We start from the raw sequence: 17,702 nt of genomic DNA on the forward strand, positions 1-17,702 counted from the left end.
TCCTCATGGGCATCCAGAACTTCCCAACCGCTTTGCAACCGATCATCCAGCAAGGGTTCCTGGAGCGCGAGTTCCAGCAAGCCCTGCGATCCCGCCTCGGTTACCGAGCCGTGGCCGATCGAGAGGAAATCGCTGTCGGCATCGGTGAGACGCTGACCAAGACGCGCGCCGGGCTTAAGCCAAGCGTGACGACGCCGCTGGCGCCCGCACTCAACACCAATCTCGACAATGGGCTGACGCCGACCGGCTGGGGCGTTGAGCAATATACGCTGACGCTCAACTTCTACGCCGCGACCGCTGATCTCAACATGGTGACGAGCCGCGTTGGTATCGCGAGCCAGTTCCTGCAGAACGCCTATACCAATGGCGAGCAGGCGGCACGCAGCCTGGATGAGCTGGCGCGCAACGCCCTGTTCCAGGCGTATTTCGGCGGCAATACCCGGGTGGCGACAGCACTGGGCAGCGCCGGTCCGACGATCGCGGTGGATGATGTCCGCGGTTTCCAGAGCGTCTTCGTCAACGGCATCCAGGTGCCGGTTTCCTCCGCTAATCCGCTCACTGTCGCGGTGGGCGCGGGTAACGGCGACAACTACACGCGGCTGACCAACTACATCGCCGCGACGCTGGAGGCCGGTATGGGCCTCTATGTCGGTCTCGTCATCAATGCCGCGCTACTGCGCAATATCCGCAGCACGCTGATGGCGTTTCTCTCGGCGCTGCAAAGCCAGGGGATGATCGGCACCACGGATGGTTCCACGGCCTTCGCGGTGATCTGCGACACCATCAACAATCCGCCGACCCGGCTGGCGCTCGGCTACGTCCAGGCCGATGCGCAGATCCGCTACCAGGGGATCAACGAGAAGTTCCTCGTCAATCTCGACGGCGGTGTGGGCGTTTTGGTGACGAGCACCAATACGGCGTCGTCCAGCGGCGGTGGCAGCGGTAGCGGCCCGGGCGGCGGCGGTACCGGCGGCACCGCGTCGGTGACCGTGAGCGCGCCGGGATCCGCAACGGCTGGCACCGCGCTTGCGCTTTCGGGCACCGTCTCGCCCAGCGGTTCCTCCGTGAGCGTCGCGCTGTCGGGTTCCGGCACTGTCCTGCCGAGCAGCGGCTTCGTCGCGGCGACCGTTTCCTCGGGAACCTGGTCCGCGCACGTCACCCCTGCCGCCGCCGGCACGGTCTTTGCCTGGGCGAAGACCTCGACCACCGGCATCACCGGCGTTTCCGCCGCCATCACGGTCGCGGCAGCCTCGGGCGGCGGCACCGCATCCGTCACCGTGACCGCGCCAGGTTCCGGCACGGCAGGCACCGCCCTCGCGCTTTCGGGCACCGTTGCCCCGAGCGGTTCCTCCGTCAGCGTCGCGCTGTCGGGTTCCGGCACCGTCCCGCCGACCAGCGGCTTCGTGGCGGCAACCGTTTCCGGAGGAACCTGGTCGGCGAGCGTCACGCCCTCCGCCGCGGGCACGCTCTTTGCCTGGGCGGATACCTCGACCACCGGCGTCACCGGCGTTTCGGCCGCCATCACCGTCTCGGCAGCCCCCAGTAGTGCGACGCTCACCTGGAACCTCGTGCCGGCCGGCCCCTATACGGCTGGTCAAGGCGGCATCGGCGCCAATGCCCTGCTGCATCCCGGCACGGCGGCGACCGGCGTGCAGTTCGGCTGGTCGAGCAGCGCCTCCGTCGCGCCCACGGTCTGGGCGACCGGCACGCTGGCCGCCACCGAGGGCAATGGCGACACGCTCTGGGCCGCCTTCATCAACGCGCCCGCGACGGCTGGCACCTATTTCGCCTGGGTCGAAAGCGTGGACGGCGCGGAGAAAGCCGTGACGGCCGCCGTAACCGTCACCTGAGCGGCCACATTTTCACTTCCTCCTAGATCAAAGCACGAACGTCTCGCAGCTAAGCGGCGGTGAACCGCCTCGCGCGGTGCATTGCGTCCTACGAAAAGGTCCATTGAGATGCTGTTTGCGGCAAACGGCCGACCGCTCTTCGCGGCCACGGGGCGACCGCTGCTGGTAACCGCCGCGACCACGGGCAGTTCGAGTAGCTCCTCGGGGAGCGGCGCGTTCTCCGGCCCTTTTCCCAGCGACATCCTTGGCCTGTCCGGCTGGTGGGACGCCGGAGCCTTGGACGGCATGGCCGACGCGCAGGGAGACGCGCTCACCGCCTGGGGCAGCACCGCCGGCAGCCTGCCCGACAAGTCGGGCGGTGCGGCGATGCTGCCTTATCACTGGTTCACCGGCAGCGGCTCGCCGGCCGCCCTAATCGCCACGCCGCGCCTCAACGGTTTGCTGGGAGGCGTCGGCGCCCCAGTCTCCCCGGCGAGCTACGCACCGACGCTCGACCCCGACACCGGCCTCCAGCTCACCAACCTCGCCACCGGACCGAATCTCGCCTGGACCCGGATGATCGTCTGGAGCCGCCCGAACCGGCGGCAGGGCACGCTGCAGGTCAATGCCAACCCCGTGGCTTTGCTCCGCAGCAATGGCGTGACGCTCGTGTCGCTATCCTCGACAGGCGCGACGCTCACTTTGTTTCCGGCCAGCGTGGCTCTGACACTGAGCACGGCGATGACCCGGCGGCACAGCCACGCGCTCATCCTGCGCAACACGCCGGGCGTCGGCGTCGATGTTTGGCTCGATGGCACGCGCGTCGCGACGGCGATCGCCAATCCGCTGCCCAATGGCGCGGCGGGGCAATTCGTCTTCGGCCATGAGATGAACCTGCAAGGCGGCGCGCAGCTGTGGTTCCACGAAATGGCGGGCTGGGAGCGCGCGCTCTCCAGCGCCGACATCACCACGCTGATCGCCTGCGGCGGCCGCTGGACGCTCGGAACACGGCGCGGTTCCAGCCTGCTCGTCATGGGGCAAAGCAATGCGGGCTATTTCTGGCTATCGGGCGCCGCGCAAATCATGGCGAATGGCCTGAGCTGGTATCTCGGGACGCTCGCCGGAAACATCATCGTCGCGGCCTCGGGCAGCTTCATCAATCCGCCGCGCTACACTCAGATTTCCGGCCATCCGATCAGCAACTCCACGCAGCCGCTGTTTCCGCCGGGCGCTGGCAACGGCACCTTCCTCGTCAACCCCGGCGATGGCAGCGACCCCTCGACCTGGGCGCTGGGGCCGGACGGGCTGGCGGTGCAGGCGTATCTCTCCGGCGCCGCGATGGTGCCGACAGCCGAGGACATCGCCGACATCGCCGCCATCGTCTGGCCGTGGACGGAGCAGGATTCCACCGCGCCCTATACGCAGAAGGCGCTGTATACCGGCTCGGTCAAACAGCTCGCGGCGCTCACACGCGGCATGCTTGGGCGCAGCGCAGCACGACTCCCTCTGCTGATGTGGAACGCGATCCCCTATGAGACGGACACCGGCGTACAGATGGTGCGCGAGAGCGTGGCCGACATTGCAGCCGACAGCACGCAGAACCTCAGCGTCTTCGCCGCGCAAACGGCGGACAGCATCCCGCTCAACGCCACCTACGATGCCGTCAATGGCACATGGTCCGGCGGCGATCCGGAACATCGTGACGAGACCGATGAGATCGCCTTCGGCCATCGCGGCGCCCATGTCGCGGCACGCGCGGCGCTCGCCGCCGGCCTGGGCGATACTCTGACCGCAATCGCCTCCGGCATGCCGCTCGCCGGGCCGGGCATCGCCCATGCCTATCGCCAAAGCTCGACCGAAATCGTCGTGACGGTGGTGCATGACCAGGGCAGCGACATCAGGTTGCCGTTGCAGGCCGCGAATGGCGCGGGCTGGGCGGCAATGGATGGCGGCACAGTCGCCGCGCCGGGCACAATCATTGCCGCTATCGCAGCGGCACGCATCGATGCGACCCATCTTCTCGTCACGCTTGCCAGTACGATCACCAGCCCGAGCCCGGACGTGCAGCTTTTCTACCCTTGGGGCTCGACGCAGATGGGCCGCGGCGATGCCGTGACCGACAATTTCTCCAGCATCGGCTGGCCCGCCGGCTGGGACATGGGCGGCGATCTCGGCGCCGCCTGGACCACCGACTTTCCGCTGCAGGCCACGAGCTACGGCATTCCGCTGAGCGACAGCACGGGATGACGCCCCTCTTTCCCTCGATCGCGAAAGACACAGCCGTTCATGCGCGCCGATCTCCTGCACGTCATCGCCACCATCGCAAATCCCATTCGCTGGAAAAGCCGTGACCGGCTTTACGACAGCTTCGAGCAACATATGCTCGATAGCGGCGTTCGCCTCACCGTCGTCGAATGCGCCTATGGCGAGCGGCCCTTCCGCCTCGCGGGGCGGACGGGCGTCACGCATATCGGCGTGCGTGCGCGGACGCCGCTGTGGTGCAAGGAGCGTCTGATCAACCTGGCGCTCGCGCGGCTGCCGGACGATTGGAAATACGTCGCCTGGATCGACGCCGATATCCGCTTCCGCAAAGCCGAGTGGGCGGTCGAGACGGTCCATGCGTTGCAGCAATATGATGTCGTGCAGCCCTGGTCCGACTGCTACGATCTCGGGCCGAACGACGATCATCTGCAAGCCCATCGCAGCTTCTGCCGTCTTTGGCACGAAGGCCGGCCGATCATCCCGAGCGGCAGTGCCGGCTATCAGTTCGCCCATCCCGGCTATGCCTGGGCGGCGACCCGCCAGGCGCTCGACTGGACCGGCGGCCTGATCGACACCGCCATCCTCGGCGCCGGCGATCACCACATGGCGCTGGCGCTGATCAACCGCGTCACGGAGAGCGTGCCGAGCGGCATCTCCGCGAGCTATTTGCGCATGCTGCTGGCCTGGCAAACCCGCGCCCGCCACATCGCGGGCAATATCTCCTACGTGCCAGGCACCATCGAGCATCTCTGGCACGGGCCAAAGGACAAGCGCGCCTATGTCGATCGTTGGGGCATCCTGACCACGAATGCCTACGATCCCGACCACGACATCAAGCGCAATGTCTGGGGCGTATGGGAACTCGCCGGCAACAAGCCCGCCCTGACGCGCGCGATCGACCGCTACCTGCGGAGCCGCGATGAGGACAGCAATAGCATGGGATGAGAACCGCCATGACGGCCAATGAATGGGTCGAGGTCGTTACCATCACCGTCACCGTCTTCGCTCTCTACTCATCCGCTCTTGCCTGGCTGGTCGGGCAGAACGGCAAGCTTCGCTCGGAAACGAAGAAGGATTTCGAGCGGCTGGAGGGCAAGGAGAGCATCGACATCGGCGCATTACGCATCGAGATGGGCACCCGCATCGACGGTGTCGAGCACAATGCGGACCGGATCCTCGACAAGGCGCAGGCGGTTGAATCGAAAGCGCGGCATGATCTCGCCAATACGATGCAGACCGGGCTCTTTGCGCTGCAACAGCAGGTTAATCAGTTGCGCGACGGCAGCGCGACCAAACCGGAGCTGGCGGCGGTCGAGCAGCGCCTCTCTGCCGCACTGAACGAATTCAAGGTCGAGGCGCGTGCCGAGTTCGGCAAGATCGAACAGAAGGTTGATCGCCTGCCTGCGATGGAGGCCCAACTCGGCGGCCTTACCCGCGTGTTGGACACTATCAGCACTGCGCTTTCGCAGCGCGGCCTGACACTCTGAGATGCTTTTTAGAACAGGAGATATGAGATGAACTGGTTGCCCATTTTGCAGCCCTTTGAGGAAGGGGCGGCGACGGTCGCCGCTGTGGCGATCACCGCCGGAATCGGCATCGCCCTGAAGTGGCTCCGTGCTCATCTGACGGCGGTGAATGGTGCCGCTACGGCCTCGTCAATGGCGAACATGAACAGCATCGTGCAGAGTGCTACGACGAATGCATCCGGCTCGATTGTCGCCGATATTCGCGCGGGCATTCTGGACGTCGCTGATTCCGCTGGGCTGCGAACAGCGGCGGCCAATGCGGCGGCGACGGTTGCGACAAAGGTGCCGGCTGCGTTAGCGGCACTGCAGCCGGCGGAAGGCGCGGTGGCGGAGATGGTGCTGCAGAAGACGCACCTCGCTTTGGCCGGGGCTGCCGCCGCGCCATTCGCGAAAGCATCGGCCTGACGACAGCCAGTTGAGCCTATAGTGCCAGGATGTACATCGATCGGCCTGCTCGACATCGCGGCGCCACGTTCCTCGGCCGAGGCTTGCAAAGCATCGGTCTGATGACGGACTATCGGCTCGGAAACGCTTGAGGCGAGGACGAGGATGGCGCCCGTGCCGGAAACTTCAATCGGACAGGTGGCAGCGCGCACGAATTACATCGAGCGGTCGCAACCGCTGCCTTCGCCCGTGGCAATACTCGGGCGCGGCTTTGACCGGCCAGACTATGCGGATCTCTTTCGCCCGCGTCTCCACTCAGCCAATATCCGCAACTACCATTTGGAGAATGTGCACCTCGATACCGCCGCGATGACGCTTTTTAAGAATGGGATGAAGATAAGAGAGTCAAACTATCTCGTTCCGCTAGAATTCTATGAAAACGCTTGCGTGATTGAGACGGATCTCATCAAGTTGGATTCCGTGACAGAGCACGTGATGGCACGCTCATTCGACAATTACTACCATTGGCTCGTGCAAACGATTCCAGGATTGGATTGGTCAGCTCGCAACATTGGACCGGACAACATAACGCTCCTGTCTGGCGACCTTAAGCCGTGGCAGGCTGAAATTCTTGAGATCCTTGGCTATGATCGCGTCTCGCGGATCGCGCTCGACCCAAGGCATCACTATTTCATTCCACGGCTCGAATATAGCGAATTCCAGAACGGCAGTACCGCCTTTGAGATTTCGCTATCGGCGCAGAGAGTCTACGATCGCCTCGCTGCGGCGGCCATGGACGGGACGCCTGTCGATGCGAAGATTCTATATGTCGCACGCACCGACAGTGCCAACAGAGCGGCGGAAAATGAAGAGGCGCTGATAAGGCTTCTGGAGGCGGAGGGTGTCCGGGTGGTTGTGCCGGGAAGTCTCTCCGTTCCCCAGCAGGTTAACCTTTTTGGCAAAGCACGCGCCGTGCTTGGTCCGCATGGCGCAGGATTGACCAATGTCGTTTTCTGCCGGCCGGGGACCATCTTTTACGAATTGCTTCCGTCCCACTATCTGAATCCTTGTTTTAGTCGTCTCGCGCAAGCGGCGGGGCTAGAGTACCAGATTGATCTCTTTGACAGCGCTGAGACCGTTGGCGAAGATCCGCATATGCGCGGGTGGATCCTGGATACGGACCTCATCCTCAGTCGCGTCGTCGAAATAAAGCACCGCATCTCCGCGGCGCGATCTAAGAGAACTGCCGCACCCATCCCGCCTGAGCCGGAGGCCGCATCGCCGCTCCCGCTGCTGGCGGAGACAACTCATCTGGTTATCCGCGAAAAGCCGGCCGTCGAAGCCAGTGGCTTTCTTTCACGGGTCTGGAGACGGGTTCTGCAATGACCGCCTGCCCCGCCGCCCTCTTCGGTGTTATTATTCGCGGAGACGCTCCGGCCCGTCTCCGCGCGGATTACCTTGACTTGACCCCGTCCCGCCGCCCGCGAGCCCCCAACCCCTTGTGAACACCGCCCCCCACAGGTAAGCCCCCGCGGTTGCTGCATGCGGAAGGTGTTGGCGGATGTTCGCTCGACTGTTTGGCCTGATGTCGGCCGACATGGCCATCGACCTCGGGACGGCCAATACCCTCGTCTACATCAAAGGCCGCGGGGTGGTGCTGAACGAGCCCTCGGTAGTGGCCATGGCGGATATCCGGGGCAAGAAGGTGGTGCTCGCCGTCGGCGAGGAGGCCAAGAACATGCTCGGCCGTACCCCGGGCAACATCCAGGCCATCCGCCCGCTGCGGGACGGCGTGATCGCCGACTTCGAGGTGGCGGAGGAGATGATCAAGCATTTCATCCGCAAGGTTCATCACCGCCGCAGCTTCGCCAGCCCCCTCATCATCGTCTGCGTCCCCTCCGGTTCGACCGCCGTCGAGCGCCGCGCAATCCAGGAAAGCGCCGAGAGCGCCGGTGCCCGCAAGGTTCTGCTTATCGAGGAACCGATGGCCGCCGCGATCGGCGCCGGCCTGCCAGTGACCGAGCCCTCCGGCAGCATGGTGGTCGATATCGGCGGCGGCACCACCGAGGTCGCCGTCATTTCGCTCGGCGGCATCGTCTATGCCCGAAGTGTCCGGGTGGGTGGCGACAAGATGGACGAGGCCATCATCAGCTACATCCGCCGCAACCATAACCTGCTGATCGGCGAGAGCACGGCCGAGCGCATCAAGATGGACATCGGCGCGGCCATGACCGACGCGCCGGGCATCGACGGCCCCTGGCGCGAGGTGAAGGGCCGCGACCTCATGCATGGCGTGCCGCGCGAGGTGCTGGTCAGCCAGCGCCAGATCGCCGAGAGCCTCAGCGAGCCGGTCGGCGCCATCGTGGAAGCCGTCAAGGTCGCGCTGGAGAATACGCCGCCGGAGCTTGCCGCCGACATCGTCGACAAGGGCATCGTCCTGACCGGCGGGGGCGCCCTGCTGCACCACCTCGACCAGGTATTGCGGGACGAGACCGGACTGCCGGTGGTGGTGGCGGAGGACCCGCTGCAATGCGTCGCCCTCGGCACCGGCCGGGCGCTCGAGGAGATGAAGCGCCTGCAAAACGTCCTTACGTCGATGTATTGAGCGGCTACGCTTTCACTGGCGAGTTGCGGGAACGTTATTACCGCGACGTTAAAGCTGCCGGTCTATATTTGAGCGGCGATGGCCGGACTGTGAGAGCGCCTGGGCTGGTATTGGTGAAACGCCTTCGCCGTACTTTAGCCCCCGACTCTGGCACCCGGCAGCGTGGCAGCTACGCCCGTCTCTCAATGGTTTAAGATTCGATTCTCCTCGCGCTGGCGAGTATAGCCCCCAGGTTCCAGTAAGGGCCTGATTGGAGACGCGGCGCAGGTGATACGGCTGTCCATTCCCGTCCGCCAGGCGCTGGAGAAGCTGTCCCTCCCAGTGCTGATCGCGGCGGCTTTCGCGCTCATGCTGATCGGCAAGGCCGATGCCGTGCTCGCCATGCGCGTCCGCATGGCGCTGGCCGACACCCTCGCGCCGATCTACGGCACCATGGCGAAGCCCCTAGCCAACCTGCGCGGCGTCGCAACCGATGTGCTCGACATCTGGGACCTCAGAGCCGAGAACGCCCAGCTACGGGCCGAGAACGAGGCGCTCCATCGCTGGCAGGCCGCCGCTCTGGCGCTTGAGGCGCAGAATACCGAGTTCAAGGCGGCGCTGAGCTGGATGCCGCCCCAGGCGCCCGCCTTCACCACCGCCCCGGTGGTCGCCGATAGCGGCGGCATCTACGCCCGCTCGGTGCTGGTCGGCGTCACGCCGCCCCACCATGTCACCAAGGGCGAGATCGCGCTCGACGATCGCGGCGTCGTCGGCCGCGTGACCGAGGCCGGATCGCGCAGCGCTCGCGTGCTCCTCATCACCGACATGAACAGCCGCATCCCCGTCGTGCTGGAGGGCAGCGGCGGACGCGCCGTCATGGAAGGCACTAACGGCGCCTTCCCGGTGCTGCGCTACTGGCCCGAGGGCACCATACCCGCCGAAGGCGAGCGCGTGATGACCAGCGCCGCGGCCGGTGCGTTTCCGGCGGGCCTGCCGCTCGGCACGGTCCACTACAACGCGGACAAAGTGCCGCAGGTCCATCCGGAAGCCGATCTCGATCACCTCGCGATCCTCCGGCTCTTCGACTACGACCTGACCGGCGTGACGGCGCCCGATGCGCCGGCCGGGCGGCCCGTCCAGCCACCGCCCAGTACCGCCGCGCCGATGGCGCCGGCCTCCACTACCCCCAAGCCGGGCGCCGTGTCGGCCGCGCATCCCGCCGGGCCGCGGTGACCCATGGAGAAGACACCGGGCATCCGGCCGCGCCGCAGCTTCGGGCAGCGGCTCGATCGCACGGCGCGGCGCGGCTTCCCCGGGGCGATCACCATCTTCGCCATGGTCATCGCGGGCGCGCCCTTTGGCTTGCCGGGACAAGCCCAGCTCCTGCCGGCCATCACCCTCGCCTCGGTCTTTTTCTGGTCGCTATTCCGCCCGGTGGCCTTCCCGCCACCCTTCGTCTTCGTGCTCGGCCTCCTCGCCGACCTTATGGAGGAGATGCCGCCGGGCGTTTCCGTGCTGATCCTGCTCCTCACCCAGATGCTCGTGCTGCGCATCCGGCGCCCGCTCGGCAAACAGAGTTTCTTGTTCGTCTGGCTGATCTTCACGATCGTCGCCGCCGTGGCGACAGCGCTGCAATGGGCCTTGTGCAGCCTTTTGGACTGGACCTTCTTCCCTCCGGCGTCTGGCCTCTTCGTCTTCCTCCTCGCCACCGGCCTCTATCCCCTCATCGCCATCGTCTTCATCCAGGCGCATCGCAGCCTGGCCGCGCCGGAACAGACGTGAGCCGGACCATCCCCCGCGCGGCGCTAGCATGAAGCGCGAGATTTTCAACTCCGGAATCTTCACCCGCCGCGCGCTGCTTGTGGCCGGCGCAGAGGTCGCGGTCTTCGGCGCGCTCGGGGCCCGGCTCTACAAGATGCAGGTGGTGGACGGCGCCAAATACACCGCCATGGCGCGCGGCAACTCCGTCAGCGTGCGGCTGCTCGCCGCGTCCCGTGGCCGCATCTTCGACCGCTATGGCGCGGAGCTTGCCACCAACCGGCAAAACTGGCGCGCGCTGCTCATGGTGGAGCAGACCAACGACCCCGCCACCGTGCTCGACACCTTCTCCAAGCTCGTGCCGCTCTCCGACAGCGAAAGAGCCCGCATCCTGCGCGAGCTGCGGACCCATCAGCGCTACGTCCCCGTGATGCTCCAGGACTTCCTGAGCTGGGACCAGATGGCGCAGATCGAGGTCAATGCCCCCGACCTTCCCGGCGTGCTGATCGATGTCGGCGCCACCCGCATCTACCCGCAATCCGAGCTGCTCTCCCACGTCGTCGGCTATGTCGGGCCGCCCAAGGACGCCGACGTGAAGGCGGACCCGACCCTCACCATGCCGGGCATGCGGGTCGGCCGCACGGCGACCGAGGGCTTTTACGACCTCGACCTGCGCGGCCACGCCGGCGCCCAGCAGCTCGAAGTCAACGCCGTGGGCCGCGTTATCCGCGAACTTGACCGGCAGGAGGGCACGCCCGGCGTCGATCTCGGCCTCAGCATTGACATCGCGCTACAACAGGCCGTCGCCGATCGGCTGGTCGGGCAGAGCGCCAGCGCGGTGGTGATGGACGCGCGCAACGGCGAAGTGCTGTCCATGGTGAGCCAGCCGAGCTTCGATCCGAGCCTCTTCGATTCCGGCGTCTCGAACACGCAATGGCAGAGCTGGATGGCCGATCCGCGCAAGCCGCTGATCAACAAGGCCGCCGCTGGACTCTATCCGCCCGGCTCGACTTTCAAGACGGTCACCGCGATGGCGGCGATGACCTCCGGCGCTGTCGGACCCTATGAGACGATCTCCTGTCCCGGGCATTTCGACCTCGGCAATGCGCGCTTCTATTGCTGGCGAAAAGGCGGTCACGGCCCGCTCGACCTTAAGGGCGGGATCAAGAATTCCTGCGACGTCTACTTCTACAATGCGGCCTTACGCACCGGCATTGGGCCGCTGGCCGCCATGGCCCAGCGCTTCGGCATCGGCGCCGATCTCGGCGTGGATATGGACAATGTCCAGAACGGGCTGATGCCGACCAAAGCCTGGCACGAGAGGGTGCACCACAAGCGATGGGCGCTCGGGGATACGGTCATCAGCGGCATCGGCCAGGGCTTCATCCTCACCACGCCCTTGGCACTCGCGACGCTTGCCTCCCGCATCGCCACCGGGCGGACTGTCGGCCCGCATGTCGCGCGTTCGCGCGCGGGTGTTGTGCAGACCGGTGCTGTGGCCGAGGACTGGCCCAAGATGGAGCTGTCCGAGCATTACTTCTCGCTGATCCGCCAAGGCATGTGGGCGGTGGTCAATGCGCCCGGCGGCACCGCCCCGGCGGCGCGGCTGAGGCTTGCCGGTGTCCAGATGGCGGGCAAGACAGGAAGCGCCCAGGTAGTGCGGGTTGGCCGCTACGCGCGGGAACACGGCTTCAACTCGCTCAACCTGCCCTGGCAGCTCCGCCCGCACGCCTTGTTCATCGGCTTCGCCCCGTATGCCGCGCCCCGCTACGCCGTCTCTGTGGTTGTCGAGCACGGCAATGCGGGCGCCGACATCGCCGGTCCGATCGCCCGCGACATCATGACGGACGCCCTGCATCTCGATCCGGCCGGGCGGGACCACCCGCTGCCGCCGACGCCCTCCGCCCTCGTAACGCCCTCGGTCCGCGCCTCATGACGGCCGCTCCATCATGATGGAGCGGCGGCTCTGGCGCGAAGGATCGCTCGGCATCGCGGGCAAGGTCTGGCAGACCAACTGGCTCTATGTCCTGCTGATCATGGCGCTCGCGGCGGTCGGCTATATCGCACTCTATGCGGCGGCCGGCGGCTCGCCGGAGCCCTATGCGCAGAAGCAGCTCGTCCGCTTCGGCATCGGCTTCGTCATCATGGTCGCCCTGGCGATGACCGATATCCGTCGCATCGCCACCTGGTCCTGGCCGCTCTACGCCCTCGGCATCCTTCTGCTGCTGCTGGTCGCCCGCTACGGCCATGTCGGCAAGGGAGCGCAGCGCTGGATCTCGGTCGGCGGTTTCCAGCTCCAGCCCAGCGAACTCATGAAGATCTTCCTGGTGCTCGCCCTCGCCCGCTATTTCCACCGGGCCAGCTACGAGCGCATCGGCAACCTGCTGTTCCTGCTACCCGCGACGCTCGCCGTGCTGCTGCCGGTGGGCCTGATCCTGAAGGAACCCAATCTCGGCACGGCGGTCATCACCGCCACCATCGGCGGCGCCATCTTCCTCGCCGCCGGGGTGCGCTGGTGGAAGTTCGTGATCGTCATCGGCGGCCTCGCCGCCGCCCTGCCGCTGGCCTATCACCACCTGCACGACTACCAGCGCGAACGCATCCTCACCTTCATGCATCCCGAGCGCGACCCGCTAGGCTCCGGCTACAACATCATCCAATCGAAGATCGCGCTGGGCTCCGGCGGCTTGCTCGGCCGCGGCTTCATGAACGGCACCCAGGGCAATCTCGACTTCCTGCCCGAGAAACAGACCGACTTCATTTTCGATCTTATCGCCGAGCAATTCGGCCTGGTCGGCAGCCTCGGCGTGCTGTTCCTGCTGCTGCTCATTGTGCTCGGCGGAATGCTCATCGCCTTGCGCTGCCGCCATCAGTTCGGGCGCCTGGTGGCGCTGGGCATCAGCGTCGATCTGTTCATGTATGTCTTCGTCAATATCGCGATGGTGATGGGCGCGATCCCCGTCGGCGGCGTGCCGCTGCCGCTGATCTCCTATGGCGGTTCCGTTCTCATCACCGCGATGATCGCCTTCGGCATCCTAATGTCCGTCCACGTCCATCGCGACGTGGAATTTCCGGAGGACGCGCTCGCCAGCCGGCGCTGACCCAAGCCAGTCAGGCGCTCAGCGCTCTCTCCCGTTGTGACGCCCATTGCCGGCAGGCATCGCCAAAAGCGCGAAACAAGGTCAGCCGGTCGTTGCGCGTCGCATAATCCTCCGTCGGACACCACTGCACGCCAATCGCGAAGCCGGAACCCTTGGTCACCCGTATAGCCTCGATCGTGCCATCGGGCGCCAGAGCCTCGACAGCGAGATGCGGCGCGAGCTGGTCAATCCCCTGGCTATGCGCCGAATTCACTGAAATCGCCGTCGCCTGGCAGATGCGCGCAAGGTTGCCCGTCAGACGCACGACATGCTCGGACGGCCCATCCTCGACATTGCTCAACTCGTGCTCCATGCGGCCGGGCACATCCCGCAAGCGACTGTGCAGCGAGCCGCCAAGCGCCACATTCATCTCCAGCATGCCGAGCGACAGGCCCAGCACCGGAAGCCCGGCCGCCACGGCGGCGCGGATGAGCGGCAAGGTGGTCGAATCCCGCGCCGGATCGGACTCGGCCGAGTCCTCGCCATCGCCATTATAGAGCCAGGGCGGCAGGTTGCTGGTGCCGGACGGCAGCAGGACGCCGTCCAAGCGATCGAGCAGCAGCGTCTGATTGACCCCTGTCAGCGGCAGAATCACCGGGAGCAGTTCGGCGCCTTCCATCAGCGCCTCGGTCAGCGCGGCCGAAGCCGTGTACCGCAGCGCGCCATCGAGCCGGCAGGAGCGCGCGGCGATCCCGACGATCGCGGGCTCCGCCCCGAGTTTCACGCGCCGTACCGCATCAAATGACACCTCGGGGCCGCAAATGGTTGAACACCGCCGCTGCCGCCGCTCCAACGACCATCCAAAAGACCATCGGGCGCGACGTTCCATCGCTCATCAGACCTACGAGCATACCGCTGATTGCGCCGAGAGTGAACTGGAACGTTCCTGTCAGGGCCGAGGCCACGCCCGCATTCGCGTGATGCCGGGCCATGACGGCGACCGTGCCATTGGGAAACAGGAAGCCGAGACTGAACAGCACCACGAACAGGCAGGCGATGGTGCCCACGAAAGAATCCCAGTGGAGGAGCACCAGAAGCGCCAGCACCAGAGTCGCGCCCAGCATCAGCCGGACGGCGGCGGTCAAGGTCCGGTCCAGCCCGAACTTCGCCATCACCAGCCTGCCATTGAGCTGGCTGCCGCTGATCAGGGCGAAGCCGTTGAGCCCGAAGATGAAGCCGTAAACCACCGGCGTCACGTGGAAGCCGTCGATGAAGACCTGCGGTGAGCCGCTGAGATAGGCAAACAGCGTCCAGCTACCAAAGGCCACGACCAGGGCGCTCGGCAGAAAGGTCCGGTCGCGCCCGACCATGGCGTAGCGCCGCAGCACGCTAAACAGGCCGAGCCGCACCCGTCTCGCCTCCGGCAATGTGTCCTTGAGCAGGAAGAAGACGAGCGTGAGATTGATCACGCCATAGCCCGCCTGGAACCAGAAGATCGCTCGCCACCCCGCCCATTGCAGGATGACGCCGCCGAGCGCCGGCGCCAGGATGGGCGAGACCCCCATCACCAGCATGAGCTGCGCGATCATTCGTGCCGCCGCGGGACCCGTCGCCAGGTCGCGCACCACGGCGCGCGGCACGACGACGCTCGCGGCACCCCCGAAGGCCGCGAGCAACCGGAACACCGACAGCATCAGCAAGCTGTTGCAGAGCGCGCAGCCGATGGTGGCGAGCGTATAGATGAACATCCCCGCCAGCAGTGGCGCCCGCCGCCCCAGCCGATCCGCCAGCGGCCCGAAGGTCAGTTGACCAATCGCCAGCCCGATGAAAAACGTCGCGAGCGTAATCTGCGCGCCGCCCTGGATATTGCCGAGTTCGCGCGCCATCGCCGGGAAGGCCGGCAAATACATATCGATCGAGACTGAGCCGACGGCGGTGAGAAAACCGAGGAGTGCTGGAAGCCAGACAGGGAAGGTCATGTCCTTCCCTTCTGACACAGCTTCCCCTCACCAAGCGACGCCGTTTCGGCGGATCAGGAGGACGTTAGCGCTAGTTTTTTGTGCGGGTCATCCGTGCTTCGCTAGCATTATCGTCTGCATACGACTCAAGGCGCAGTGGCCGCGCCACCCGCGGCGCCCACGCCTGCGCCGATCAGCGCGCCAGTGCCCGCATTGCCACCCGCAAGTCCGCCGACCGCGGCACCAGCGCCCGCGCCGAGTAGCCCGCCCGTCACCGCGCGAGTGCCAGGAGAATGCCCGCAGGCGGACAATGAAAGCGCGGAGCCCGCCAGCATGGTGGCGAGGATAATCGCGCGAGGGGAGATCAGCGTCATCTCAATGATCCCTTCTGTTGCCGCCTCAGGACATTGAGCCGGCTCACAGCGGATGTTGGTTGGCGCCAGCGCCAGACAAGTCAGGCGGATTCGCCCTCGGTTGCCGCCAGACGCTGGCGGATCAGCGCGATAGTCTCGTCACGTCCGTAAAGTGCCACGAAGCCGCCGAACCGGGGCCCCTCGGTTTGACCGAGCAACACCTGATACAGGCATTCGAACCATGCTTTGAGTTCGGCGAAAGGATGCCGCTTGCCGACATCATAGACCAGGGTTTGCACGGTTTCGGCGTCCGCACCCGCCGGCAAGGCCGCAAGACTTTCCGCCAGATCGGCAAGCGCCGCTCGCTCCACCGAATTCGGAGCGCGGAACGCCTTCTTCGGCCGCACGAAATCTTGATAATATACGACCGCATGCGCCACGAGCCGGGCGAGAAACGGCGCCGTCTCCGGCGTGCTTTCCGGCGCGTAGCGGCGAATGAAACCCCACAGCATATCGGGCGTATCGGCGTTCACCACGCTCGCCAGATTGAGCAGCATGCCGAAGCTGATCGGGCTGCCCATCTCGGCCGGAACGTCACCGGAATGAATATACCAGGCGGGGTTGGAAGGGTCCGTCGCACCGTCGCGCTTCGCCTTGGCGACATGGGCCAGGTAATCGTCAACCGCGCGGGGAATCACATCGAAGAACAAGCGCTTCGCGCGCTGCGGCTGACCGAACATGAACAGCGACAGGCTCTCAGCCGGCGCATAGCGCAGCCATTCGTCGATCGAAAGGCCATTGCCCTTCGACTTGCTGATCTTCTGGCCGCGATCGTCGAGAAACAGCTCGTAGTTGAAACCGGCCGGCGGCTCGGCGCCCAGGATGCGGCAGATCGCACCGGAGAGCTTGATGCCCTCGATGTGATCCTTCCCCGCCATCTCGTAGTCGACGCCCAGCGCCGCCCAGCGCATCGCCCAATCGGCTTTCCACTGCATCTTGGCATGGCCGCCGGTCACCGGCGTCTCGAACCAGGTGCTGTCGCCGGGATCGCGCCAGCGCACCGTGCCCGCCTCGACATCGAAGGACTCGATGATGACCTGCATCACCTGCCCGCTGCGCGGATGGATCGGCAGGATCGGCGAATAGGTCGCGCGCCGGTCAGGCCCCAGCGTCGGCAACACGACCTGCACGATCTCGTCATGCTTACGCAACGCTTGCAGCAGCGCCGCATCGAAGCGGCCCGAGCGATAGGCCTCGGTCGCCGAAATGAATTCGTATTGAAACCCGAAACCGTCGAGAAACGCGCGCAGTCTTGCATTGTTATGCGCGCCGAAACTTTCATGCGTGCCGAAGGGATCCGGCACGTCGGTCAGCGGACGTCCCAGAAACCCCGCCAGCATCTCCCGCTGCGGCACGTTGTCCGGAACCTTGCGCATCCCGTCCATATCATCCGAGAAGGCGATGAGGCGGGACGGCAAGCCGGTCAGCGCGGTAAAGGCCTGCCGCACCCAGCTCGTGCGCGCAACTTCCCCGAAGGTGCCGATATGCGGCAGTCCGGAGGGGCCATAACCCGTCTCGAACAGCGCCTCCGCCTTACCGCTGCCAGCGAGCCGCGCCGCGACCTTCGCCGCCTCCTCGAAGGGCCAGGTCTTGGGCGGCTGCAATTTCGTTGCGACAGTGGTTGGTGCGGGGTCACTCATGGGCCGAAGCTATGGAAGGGACGAAGGGGCGTCAATCAGACCACACGCAGACATCGCTGGGCAGAAATCGGCAAGTAACGAGACGGTTCAGACGCCTTCCAATCGACGTCGAGGGTGCGCGGGGGAAATCTACTGAAGCAACTTTTACCGTTTATTGGACGTTTAGCATTACGATCTAGGGTCAGGACCCATTAATTGCTTGCTTCGGCTCGGCGCATTGTGATTCTGGAGATGGCGGGAGGATACCGTCATGGACAAACTGTTTCTG

14 protein-coding genes and 1 pseudogene are annotated in these 17,702 nt (G+C 65.5%); 11 read left to right on the forward strand and 4 right to left on the reverse strand.

From position 1 onward, the window contains the following. Positions 1 to 5: 5 nt before the first annotated feature. The 11 genes and pseudogenes from GSQ83_RS30235 to rodA form a co-directional block, all read left to right on the forward strand. A pseudogene (locus tag GSQ83_RS30235) lies at positions 6 to 908 on the forward strand (hypothetical protein); the annotation flags it as partial. 1,050 nt (positions 909 to 1,958) lie between these two features. Then, entirely contained in the window at positions 1,959 to 4,076 is a 2,118-nt protein-coding gene (locus GSQ83_RS00915) for a hypothetical protein (protein ID WP_254065432.1), read from the forward strand. A 39-nt stretch (positions 4,077 to 4,115) separates the two neighbouring features. Then, positions 4,116 to 5,036 carry a hypothetical protein gene (locus tag GSQ83_RS00920; protein ID WP_158800834.1) on the forward strand — a complete coding sequence of 307 codons (921 nt, stop codon included), beginning with the start codon at positions 4,116 to 4,118 and terminating at the stop codon, positions 5,034 to 5,036. Between the two features lie 8 nt (positions 5,037 to 5,044). Next, on the forward strand, positions 5,045 to 5,578 hold the full coding sequence (locus GSQ83_RS00925; protein ID WP_158800835.1) for a hypothetical protein: 534 nt from the start codon (positions 5,045 to 5,047) through the stop codon (positions 5,576 to 5,578). Between the two features lie 27 nt (positions 5,579 to 5,605). Beyond that, on the forward strand, positions 5,606 to 6,022 hold the full coding sequence (locus tag GSQ83_RS00930; RefSeq protein WP_158800836.1) for a hypothetical protein: 417 nt from the start codon (positions 5,606 to 5,608) through the stop codon (positions 6,020 to 6,022). Between the two features lie 144 nt (positions 6,023 to 6,166). Beyond that, positions 6,167 to 7,387, forward strand: a complete 1,221-nt coding sequence (locus GSQ83_RS00935; protein ID WP_158800837.1) for a DUF563 domain-containing protein — start codon at positions 6,167 to 6,169, stop codon at positions 7,385 to 7,387. Positions 7,388 to 7,562: 175 nt separating this feature from the next. Further along, positions 7,563 to 8,606: a rod shape-determining protein gene (locus GSQ83_RS00940; RefSeq protein ID WP_158800838.1), complete on the forward strand. Its 1,044-nt coding sequence runs from the start codon at positions 7,563 to 7,565 to the stop codon at positions 8,604 to 8,606. Positions 8,607 to 8,873: 267 nt separating this feature from the next. After that, complete coding sequence (gene mreC / locus GSQ83_RS00945; RefSeq protein ID WP_158800839.1) at positions 8,874 to 9,818, forward strand: rod shape-determining protein MreC; 945 nt, start codon at positions 8,874 to 8,876, stop codon at positions 9,816 to 9,818. A gap of 3 nt (positions 9,819 to 9,821) precedes the next feature. Continuing rightward, positions 9,822 to 10,367: a hypothetical protein gene (locus GSQ83_RS00950; RefSeq protein ID WP_158800840.1), complete on the forward strand. Its 546-nt coding sequence runs from the start codon at positions 9,822 to 9,824 to the stop codon at positions 10,365 to 10,367. Between the two features lie 28 nt (positions 10,368 to 10,395). After that, on the forward strand, positions 10,396 to 12,279 hold the full coding sequence (mrdA, locus tag GSQ83_RS00955) for a penicillin-binding protein 2 (protein ID WP_158800841.1): 1,884 nt from the start codon (positions 10,396 to 10,398) through the stop codon (positions 12,277 to 12,279). Between the two features lie 10 nt (positions 12,280 to 12,289). Next, positions 12,290 to 13,444, forward strand: coding sequence for a rod shape-determining protein RodA (rodA, locus tag GSQ83_RS00960; protein ID WP_158800860.1), 1,155 nt, complete (start codon positions 12,290 to 12,292; stop codon positions 13,442 to 13,444). 10 nt (positions 13,445 to 13,454) lie between these two features. Here rodA and GSQ83_RS00965 read toward each other — a convergent pair whose 3' ends face one another. The 4 genes from GSQ83_RS00965 to GSQ83_RS00980 all read right to left on the reverse strand — a co-directional run bounded on the left by GSQ83_RS00965 (position 13,455) and on the right by GSQ83_RS00980 (position 17,434). Beyond that, entirely contained in the window at positions 13,455 to 14,207 is a 753-nt protein-coding gene (locus tag GSQ83_RS00965) for a gamma-glutamyl-gamma-aminobutyrate hydrolase family protein (RefSeq protein ID WP_158800842.1), read from the reverse strand. Between the two features lie 13 nt (positions 14,208 to 14,220). Beyond that, positions 14,221 to 15,402, reverse strand: coding sequence for a multidrug effflux MFS transporter (locus GSQ83_RS00970; protein ID WP_158800843.1), 1,182 nt, complete (start codon positions 15,400 to 15,402; stop codon positions 14,221 to 14,223). Positions 15,403 to 15,527: 125 nt separating this feature from the next. Continuing rightward, positions 15,528 to 15,755 carry a hypothetical protein gene (locus GSQ83_RS00975; protein ID WP_158800844.1) on the reverse strand — a complete coding sequence of 76 codons (228 nt, stop codon included), beginning with the start codon at positions 15,753 to 15,755 and terminating at the stop codon, positions 15,528 to 15,530. Positions 15,756 to 15,835: 80 nt separating this feature from the next. Beyond that, positions 15,836 to 17,434 carry a lysine--tRNA ligase gene (locus GSQ83_RS00980; protein WP_158800845.1) on the reverse strand — a complete coding sequence of 533 codons (1,599 nt, stop codon included), beginning with the start codon at positions 17,432 to 17,434 and terminating at the stop codon, positions 15,836 to 15,838. Between the last annotated feature and the right edge of the window lie 268 nt (positions 17,435 to 17,702).

Source organism: Acidisoma sp. L85 (genome assembly GCF_009765865.1).
Lineage (GTDB): Bacteria > Pseudomonadota > Alphaproteobacteria > Acetobacterales > Acetobacteraceae > Acidisoma.

Excerpts from the sequence above, each read along its gene's own strand:
- GSQ83_RS00975 (WP_158800844.1), bottom strand. The coding sequence starts at position 15,755 with ATGACGCTGATCTCCCCTCGCGCGATTATCCTCGCCACCATGCTGGCG.
- GSQ83_RS00925 (WP_158800835.1), top strand. The coding sequence starts at position 5,045 with ATGACGGCCAATGAATGGGTCGAGGTCGTTACCATCACCGTCACCGTC.
- GSQ83_RS00970 (WP_158800843.1), bottom strand. The coding sequence starts at position 15,402 with ATGACCTTCCCTGTCTGGCTTCCAGCACTCCTCGGTTTTCTCACCGCC.
- GSQ83_RS00980 (WP_158800845.1), bottom strand. The coding sequence starts at position 17,434 with ATGAGTGACCCCGCACCAACCACTGTCGCAACGAAATTGCAGCCGCCC.
- GSQ83_RS00930 (WP_158800836.1), top strand. The coding sequence starts at position 5,606 with ATGAACTGGTTGCCCATTTTGCAGCCCTTTGAGGAAGGGGCGGCGACG.
- GSQ83_RS00920 (WP_158800834.1), top strand. The coding sequence starts at position 4,116 with ATGCGCGCCGATCTCCTGCACGTCATCGCCACCATCGCAAATCCCATT.
- GSQ83_RS00935 (WP_158800837.1), top strand. The coding sequence starts at position 6,167 with ATGGCGCCCGTGCCGGAAACTTCAATCGGACAGGTGGCAGCGCGCACG.
- mrdA (WP_158800841.1), top strand. The coding sequence starts at position 10,396 with ATGAAGCGCGAGATTTTCAACTCCGGAATCTTCACCCGCCGCGCGCTG.
- GSQ83_RS00915 (WP_254065432.1), top strand. The coding sequence starts at position 1,959 with ATGCTGTTTGCGGCAAACGGCCGACCGCTCTTCGCGGCCACGGGGCGA.
- GSQ83_RS00950 (WP_158800840.1), top strand. The coding sequence starts at position 9,822 with ATGGAGAAGACACCGGGCATCCGGCCGCGCCGCAGCTTCGGGCAGCGG.
- GSQ83_RS00940 (WP_158800838.1), top strand. The coding sequence starts at position 7,563 with ATGTTCGCTCGACTGTTTGGCCTGATGTCGGCCGACATGGCCATCGAC.